At 62.7% G+C, this 7,137-nt stretch carries 8 protein-coding genes; 3 read left to right on the top strand and 5 right to left on the bottom strand.

Annotated features, from left to right (window positions below):
* Positions 1-261 precede the first annotated feature (261 nt).
* From ACFTSA_RS24175 to ACFTSA_RS24165, 3 genes are all read left to right on the top strand, one after another.
* Positions 262-1,002, top strand: coding sequence for an SDR family NAD(P)-dependent oxidoreductase (locus ACFTSA_RS24175; RefSeq protein ID WP_377954638.1), 741 nt, complete (start codon positions 262-264; stop codon positions 1,000-1,002).
* A gap of 145 nt (positions 1,003-1,147) precedes the next feature.
* Entirely contained in the window at positions 1,148-2,164 is a 1,017-nt protein-coding gene (locus ACFTSA_RS24170; RefSeq protein ID WP_377954637.1) for a zinc-dependent alcohol dehydrogenase family protein, read from the top strand.
* 113 nt (positions 2,165-2,277) lie between these two features.
* Positions 2,278-2,937, top strand: a complete 660-nt coding sequence (locus tag ACFTSA_RS24165) for an SDR family NAD(P)-dependent oxidoreductase (RefSeq protein WP_377954635.1) — start codon at positions 2,278-2,280, stop codon at positions 2,935-2,937.
* A 364-nt stretch (positions 2,938-3,301) separates the two neighbouring features.
* Here ACFTSA_RS24165 and ACFTSA_RS24160 read toward each other — a convergent pair whose 3' ends face one another.
* From ACFTSA_RS24160 to ACFTSA_RS24140, 5 genes are all read right to left on the bottom strand, one after another.
* Positions 3,302-3,559 (bottom strand): hypothetical protein, encoded by a 258-nt coding sequence (locus tag ACFTSA_RS24160; protein ID WP_377954633.1) that lies wholly within the window; start codon positions 3,557-3,559, stop codon positions 3,302-3,304.
* Positions 3,560-3,721: 162 nt separating this feature from the next.
* Positions 3,722-4,708 (bottom strand): ketopantoate reductase family protein, encoded by a 987-nt coding sequence (locus ACFTSA_RS24155; RefSeq protein ID WP_377954631.1) that lies wholly within the window; start codon positions 4,706-4,708, stop codon positions 3,722-3,724.
* A 25-nt stretch (positions 4,709-4,733) separates the two neighbouring features.
* Positions 4,734-5,525, bottom strand: a complete 792-nt coding sequence (locus ACFTSA_RS24150; RefSeq protein WP_377954629.1) for an HpcH/HpaI aldolase/citrate lyase family protein — start codon at positions 5,523-5,525, stop codon at positions 4,734-4,736.
* A gap of 31 nt (positions 5,526-5,556) precedes the next feature.
* Entirely contained in the window at positions 5,557-7,008 is a 1,452-nt protein-coding gene (locus tag ACFTSA_RS24145; RefSeq protein ID WP_377954627.1) for an aldehyde dehydrogenase family protein, read from the bottom strand.
* 34 nt (positions 7,009-7,042) lie between these two features.
* Complete coding sequence (locus tag ACFTSA_RS24140; RefSeq protein WP_377954639.1) at positions 7,043-7,126, bottom strand: SDR family oxidoreductase; 84 nt, start codon at positions 7,124-7,126, stop codon at positions 7,043-7,045.
* Positions 7,127-7,137 lie beyond the last annotated feature (11 nt).

Below are 7,137 nucleotides of genomic sequence, written 5' to 3'. Positions count from 1 at the left end.
GGCGGCATGAAACAAAGCGGCTTCGGCAAAGAAAACGGCTTCGACTCCGTCGCCATGTACACCCGCCGCAAAGCAGTCGTCTGGGACCTCACCACACAACGCGACCTCCCCTACACCGATTAACAGCGCTGTTTGCCTGCTGAGCTGATGGGACGGGTGTGCCTGAGAAGGGGTCGAGTGCCGGTGCTCCGTTAGCCTGCCGCGGACCGGTCTTTCAGGCGCACAGGGAAATGACCAACTACAGACAAGGGAAAGTACGACATGAGTGACTATGCAGAGCCGCGCACTGAACGGCTCAAAGGGCGCCGAATCATTATCACGGGCGCCGCTTCCGGTATCGGAAAAAGCACTGCGCAGCTGTTCGCGCGCGAAGGCGCGGCGGTTGGGCTGCTTGATCGTGACAAGGAGAAGCTGCAGGAAGCCGCTGAAGAAATCGGGGGTACGGCTTTTCCCGTCGACATTACCGACGATGAGGCAGTCGCCAGTGCCGTTGCGGAAGCTGCAGCCGCGCTCAGCGGAATTGATGGTGTAGTCAACGCGGCCGGCATCATGTTTCGTGGGCACGCGGTCGACGTGCCGGCTCAGGACTGGCGCAGGGTGATCGATATCAATCTCACCGGCACATACAACGTAGTCCGCAGCTGCATACCCTGGCTTCTGCAGGAAACGTCACCAACGGTTGTCACGATCGCTTCGGCGGCAGGGCTGCTGCCGAACTCGCCCGGGTACACGGCGTACGCTGCATCCAAGGGCGGCGTCATCGCTCTGACGAAAGCCCTGGCGGCGGAATTGGCGCCGACAGTCCGGGTGAACACGGTGTGTCCCGGCATGGTCGACACAGCTATGGCCGACGGGCATCGGGGAAACGTTGGAAACTACGCACTCAACCGCTTGGCCGACCCAATCGAAATCGCCCGGGCCATTCTCTTCCTATCCACCCCGGAATCCTCCTACATCACGGGATCGGCCCTCGCAACAGATGGGGGCAGGTCCTTCCACTAATCGTTATCGGGTCGATTCCATAGGATGGCAGGCCCCTCTAAAGGGGGTCTGCCATAACCCGTTTCAGCAGGGCCCTCGCTAGGAGTGCAGGGCCCCGGTTTGATGGAGATAACCCATCGCAGCAAGTACACAAGGAGCACCAAGCATGCGCGCAACCATTCTCCACGCCGCCGGCGACGTCCGCGTCGAGGTCCGAGACAGGCCGTCCGTCCAGGAACCCACGGACGCCGTCATTAAACTCGTCGCCGCTTGTGTGTGCGGATCGGACCTGTGGCCCTATCGCGGTGACGACACTGTGACCGAACCTGTCGCGATGGGCCACGAGTACGTGGGGATCGTAGAGGAGATCGGTTCGGCCGTGCACAACGTTCAAGTGGGACAGTTCGTCGTCGGGTCCTTCTTCGCCTCGGACAACACCTGCGAAATTTGCCGCTCCGGGTACCAAAGCGGTTGCGTGCACCGGCAGGGTGTGGGTGGCGCACAGGCTGAATACATGCGCGTTCCCCTGGCCGATGGCACCCTAGTAGCCACCCCTGGCATCCCGGACGCTGACAAGATCCCCTCGCTGCTCGCTGCCTCCGATGTGCTGGGCACGGGCTGGTTCGCCGCCAAAGCCGCCGAAGTCGGACCCCGCAAGACTGTTGCGGTGGTCGGCGACGGAGCCGTGGGACTCCTGGGCGTCCTGGCAGCCAAACACATGGGCGCTGAGCGCATCATCGCCATGTCCCGCCACGCCGACCGGCAGGCTCTAGCCCGCGAGTTCGGTGCCACGGACATCGTGGAGGAACGCGGCGACGAAGGCGTGGAGAAGATCAAGGAACTCACGGGCGGCCTGGGCGCGCATTCGGTCCTGGAAGCCGTGGGAACTCAGGAGTCCATGATGCAGGCCATCCGCGCAACACGCCGGGGCGGCCACGTCGGATACGTCGGCGTTGCCCACGATGTCGCACTCCCAGGCCTGGAAATGTTCTTCTCACACGTTCACCTGCACGGCGGCCCCGCCCCCGTCCGGGACTACCTTCCCGAACTGATCGACCTCATCCTCACGGGCCGGATCAACCCCGGAAAGGTCTTTGACCTCGAACTCCCTCTTGACCAGGCAGCCGAAGGCTACAAAGCCATGGACGAACGCCGCGCCATCAAGGTCCTCCTGCGCCCCTAGGTACCAGACCAGGACCAGAGGGACGCTGCCTCGGCCGGCATAGGGGAAAAGGGCGGCAATGCTGCTCGGATCTAGTGACACGACGTGCTGAAAACCAAAGGAATGGATGACAGATGACTACTATCGCGATCATTGGTGCCGGCGGGGGACTCGGGGCCGCCACGGCGAAGCGCTTCGGGCGTGACGGCTTTGATGTCGCCTTGATTTCGCGGACGCAGGAGCATGTTGATCTTCTCGCACGGGACCTCGCCGATGAGGGGATCAAGGCGCAGGGTTTCACCGCCGACGTGGAGGACCGCCAGTCGCTGAGCGCTGCTCTGGAACGCGCCGCAACTGAGCTCGGCCCGATCGAAGTGCTGCAGTACAGCCCGGTTCCGAGGAAAGAGTTCCTGCGCCCCGTGCTGGAAACGACCGCTGACGACCTTGCAGCGGCCGCCGCTTTTTCCATTGTCGGACCGGCCACGGCCGTCCAGCAGGTCCTTGGCGGAATGCGGGAATTGGGCCGGGGAACCATCCTCTTTGTCAATGGTTCCAGCGCCGTCAGTCCCAATGAACGCGTGGCAGGAACCTCAACTGCCTTCGCAGGTGAATCGGCCTACGCGTCAATGCTGCACACGGCCCTGCAGCCTGAGGGTATCCATGTCAGGCAGCTTATTATCCCCGGGGCGATCGGTGGCGGTGACCCTGCTTTCGCTCCCGACGCCCTGGCTGAACAGCTCTGGGAACTACACACAGACCCTGGAAATCTCCGCAAGATTGTAGGCAACAACTGATCAAAGAGGGCCAGTCGCCGACGGCGGACTGCACTACCGGACATTAGTCTCCAGGGCAGACTCACAGTCTTTTCACGGCGCGTTAGTCAGTTTCCGGACCGGTGCAGAAGGGACAGTCACTGTTTCCGCCTCCATCGCAAAGCTGGGTTCTGTACATAGCGAATGGCGACGGCTCTCTCGTAGCGGCCTCCGTGGGGGTTTCCACCTTGCTGCCTTCCCTTCTTCCCGCATCTATCAGATGATTCGGGACCAGTTGGTGGTCCTGTTTGGATTGCCGGGGCCGGCCGGCTGCGGGTACGGCCGGCCCCGGCAAAACTGCCCGCGTCAGGAGGTCGGGCGTTCCTTGCCCTTAAGCTCTGACGTTTCAAACGGCCGAACGCGTCGGCGGGCACTTTCCCTGCGAGGGGGCGGATCGAATGCGTAATTCTTTTTCCTCGAGTGGAACGAAGACGCGGGGTTCCACCCCATCGGCCGCTAACCAGAAGCCAGACTTGTCACGCATGACTGCTTCGATGGTGCCCCGTCGGGTCCCGATCCCCGGTGCCGTGACTTCGACGTATTCGCCCGCTGCCAGCTTCCAGCTGCTGCCGTTCCTGGCCTTTTGCTCATCATCCGGAATCATTGTTTTCCCTTGAAGTCAGTAGCGGATTTTCAGGCCGGATAGTGCCCTTTGCGTGCCGGAGACGACTCACTCCGGTCCCTGAAACCTCACATGAGACCCTCACAAGCCGGAACGGCGGATGCCAATAGCTGGGACAACCATCTGGTTTGGCACCCGCCGCTTTCACCTGTTGGTGTCCTTGTAGAGGCCTGCAGCCCGTGCGCGCTGTGTGGCAAGTTCGATGATCAGGTCAAGGTTGGGCGTGGGGACCTGGGCCAGTTCGGCCAGGTCGAGCGGGACGCGGAACATGGCGTCGATCTCCATGGAGCGTTCGGCGAGCAGGTCTTGGGCGATGCTTTGGAGGTGGCTGGAGGTTGCGAGCTTTGCCAGGCCTTCGTCCGGATCACGCGGGTCGCAGCCAAGTGCACGGGCGATGGCGACGCCCTCGTCCGCCATTGCCTTGGCTGTGCCGGCTATCGCGGGCTTGTTGAGCACATCCTTCATGGGGGATGCGGTCAGGGCGGCCAACGATCCCCCGATGAGGTTCATGACCAGTTTCGCCCAAATGGCGTCACGGATCTTGGTGGTCACGCTGACCTCGAGCCCGGTGGGATTCAGCAGCGATGCCAGCGCGTCCAAGCGAGGGTCAGCATTACCGTCGGGACGACCGATGATGAGGCGGTTGCGTGCGTTCTCCGCCTTGACGACTCCAGGTGCAACAACGGTACAGGCGGTATAGGCCACGGCACCGATGGCGCGCTCGGGGCCGATATGGTCCCAGAGGGTACCTTCGGGATCCAGGCGTCGCAGCTGGGTGCCGTCCAGGTCTCCGCCGGAGGCGTGGAAGTACCACCAGGGGATGCCGTTCATGACGAATAGCACGAGGCTGTCCTCATGAAGAAGCGACTTGATGCCCTCGGCGATGGCGGGAAGGGCAGGGGCCTTGACCGTGACTATGACGATGTCCTGGGGGCCGAGGTCGGACGGGCGGTCCGTAGCAACAGGATGTGAGAGGAGTGTCCCGTCCCGGGTTTCCACCCGCAGCCCGTTCTGGCGGATGGCGGCCAACTGTTCGCCGCGGGCGATCAGAGACACCTCGGCGTCACTTCCAGCGAGCCGGCCGGCGATATGCCCGCCGACGGCTCCCGCCCCATATATGCAGATTTTCATATTCCCTGTTCCGTGACTGTCTCGGCTACGCAAACTGCTGACGTTTTTGCTTTGCGGCGCTGCTGAGGAAAGTGATGTCGTTACCGGTGGAGACGTAGCCGGCACCGAGCTCGAGGTACTGGCGGATCAGGTCCGGCCAGCCTCCAAGGCCGCCGATCCCCACCGAAACTCCATTCGCCTGAGCTGCCTTGATGACCCGCAGATAGGCGTCGTGCACGCTGGGGTGGTCCATCTGCCCGGCAATCCCCAGCCCGACGCTGAGGTCATTGGCTCCGACGAGGATCATGTCGAGTCCGTCGACGGCGGCGATTTCTTCGACGGCGTCGAGCCCTGTCTGGGATTCAATCATTGCGACGACCATGGAGGACTCATCAAGCACCCGAACAACGTCAGCGGGCGGGTACGTGCGGTAGTTCAGTTGTGGTGCGGCGCCGGCGAGGGATCGTTCCCCCAGGGGTGCGTGCTTGACCGCGCGAACAAGGGCGCGTGCCTGGTCGGCCGATTCCACGTCGGGCACAATGATGCCCATGGCACCCGAATCCATGACCCTGGCGATGTACGCGGGGTCCAGGCCCGGAACACGGACCAGGGGAGTGACGCCGAGGTGGTTGCAGGCCATGCAGATCTGACCTGCTGCTTCCAGGGAAAAGCTGCTGTGCTCCATGTCGATGTAAACGGAATCGAATCCCGCGGTGTGGGCGATGGAGGCGATATCCACGGTCCGTACCAACCTGACGGTCATGGAGTACACGGTTTCGCCTTTGGCCAGCTTGTCCTTGACACCGTTACGCAGGACGGGGGTGGCTGGATTGTTCATGCTTGTCGTCTCCTGATCGACTCGAATTTTTTCAGCCGAAGAGAGTCGGCAGTGCTTGTGCTTCGTCCTCGAAGCCGTAGACGGACTTGATTTCGAGGTATTCCTCGAGCCCGAACCTGCCCATGGAACGGCCGATGCCGGACTGCTTGTATCCGCCCATGGGAGTGTAGGAGTCCGTGGCAGCGCCGTTGTAGCTCACGCGTCCGGCCCGGAGCCCGTTCACGACACGGCGGGCATTAGCCCTGTCGCCGCCGAACACGTAGCCGCCGAGGCCGTAGGGAGAGTCATTGGCGATACGAAGTGCGTCTTCCTCATCCTGGTAGGCAATGACGGCCAGGACGGGTCCGAAGATTTCCTCGCGGGCGATCGTCATTTCCGGTGTTACGCCGGTGAACACGGTTGGCTGCACGAAGTAGCCCTGGTCGATCCCTTCGGGCCGATCGAGGCCGCCGGTGACGAGCTCAGCACCCTCGTTGATGCCGCTTTGAATCAGATCCCTGATGGATTTGTACTGTGCGGCGGTGACTACCGGGCCCATGGTCGTGGAACTGTCCAGCGGGTCACCGAGCCGGAAGCGCTGTGCTTCGTCAACGAGGAACGGGACGACTTGATCGATCTGGCTTTCGTGGATCAGCATGCGGGCAGGGGCGTGGCAGGACTGCCCGGCGTTGAAGAAGGCGCGTTGGATGTTCCAGCGGGCCGCCTTTTCCAGGTCAGCGTCGGGGAGCACGATGTTGGCTGATTTTCCGCCCAGTTCAAGACTGACGCGTTTGACGGTCTCCGCGGCCGCGGCACCTACCTGCTGGCCAGCACCGGTGGATCCGGTGAAGGAGATCATGTCCACGCCTGGGTGCCGGGACAGTTCGTCGCCTACCTCACGGCCGGTGCCGTTGACGAGATTGAACACACCAGCCGGGACCTTGGCTTCGTGCAGAACCTGCGCCAGTAGCGCACCGCTGGCGGCGGAGTTGATGCTGGGCTTAGCCACAATGGTGCAGCCGGCGGCCAAGGCATAGATAAGTTTGATGACGCCGGTCTGGACCGGCCAGTTCCAGGGCGAGATCAGTGCGCAGACGCCGATGGGTTCACGGCGGACAATAGCGCCGCCAATGCGCGTCTCGAACGGGTACTCGCGCAGAATGTCCCGGGCGACGCGCATGTGCTCGGCCGGGCCGGTGACCTGGGCACGGTTGCTGACCGGGATGCCCTCTTCGCGCGCGATCAGCTCGGAGAACTCATCAATGTGGGACTCGTAAGCGTCGATGATCCGGTCGATCAGCGCGATTCGTTCTTCCACCGAGGTGGTGGAGAAAGTCTCGAATGCCTTTTGGGCCGCTGCGACTGCGCGGTCAACGTCCGCGGACGTTCCCAATGTGATCTGCGCGAAGGGCTCCTCGCGGGTGGGGTCGATAAGTTCAACTACCCGGGTGCCGGCCGGTTCGGTCCATTGCCCGTCGATATAGAGGTGTGGGTGTTGCTTCATGAGCGGGTCCTCCTGTGGCTGCCTGTGCTTTGGGTTAGCTGCTGTGGGTGTAGCCGCCGTCGCAGGCGATGGTCTGGCCGGTGATGAACGCCGAAGCCGGGGAGGCGAGGAAGAGCATGATGCCGACCA

Source organism: Arthrobacter sp. NPDC057013, assembly GCF_042674585.1.
In the GTDB taxonomy this organism is placed as follows: domain Bacteria; phylum Actinomycetota; class Actinomycetes; order Actinomycetales; family Micrococcaceae; genus Arthrobacter.
This window is presented reverse-complemented; position numbering and strand designations above follow the sequence as displayed.

Coding starts and splice junctions, on each gene's coding strand:
- ACFTSA_RS24175 (WP_377954638.1), top strand. CDS start 262: ATGAGTGACTATGCAGAGCCGCGCACTGAACGGCTCAAAGGGCGCCGA.
- ACFTSA_RS24170 (WP_377954637.1), top strand. CDS start 1,148: ATGCGCGCAACCATTCTCCACGCCGCCGGCGACGTCCGCGTCGAGGTC.
- ACFTSA_RS24165 (WP_377954635.1), top strand. CDS start 2,278: ATGACTACTATCGCGATCATTGGTGCCGGCGGGGGACTCGGGGCCGCC.
- ACFTSA_RS24160 (WP_377954633.1), bottom strand. CDS start 3,559: ATGATTCCGGATGATGAGCAAAAGGCCAGGAACGGCAGCAGCTGGAAG.
- ACFTSA_RS24155 (WP_377954631.1), bottom strand. CDS start 4,708: ATGAAAATCTGCATATATGGGGCGGGAGCCGTCGGCGGGCATATCGCC.
- ACFTSA_RS24150 (WP_377954629.1), bottom strand. CDS start 5,525: ATGAACAATCCAGCCACCCCCGTCCTGCGTAACGGTGTCAAGGACAAG.
- ACFTSA_RS24145 (WP_377954627.1), bottom strand. CDS start 7,008: ATGAAGCAACACCCACACCTCTATATCGACGGGCAATGGACCGAACCG.
- ACFTSA_RS24140 (WP_377954639.1), bottom strand. CDS start 7,126: ATGCTCTTCCTCGCCTCCCCGGCTTCGGCGTTCATCACCGGCCAGACC.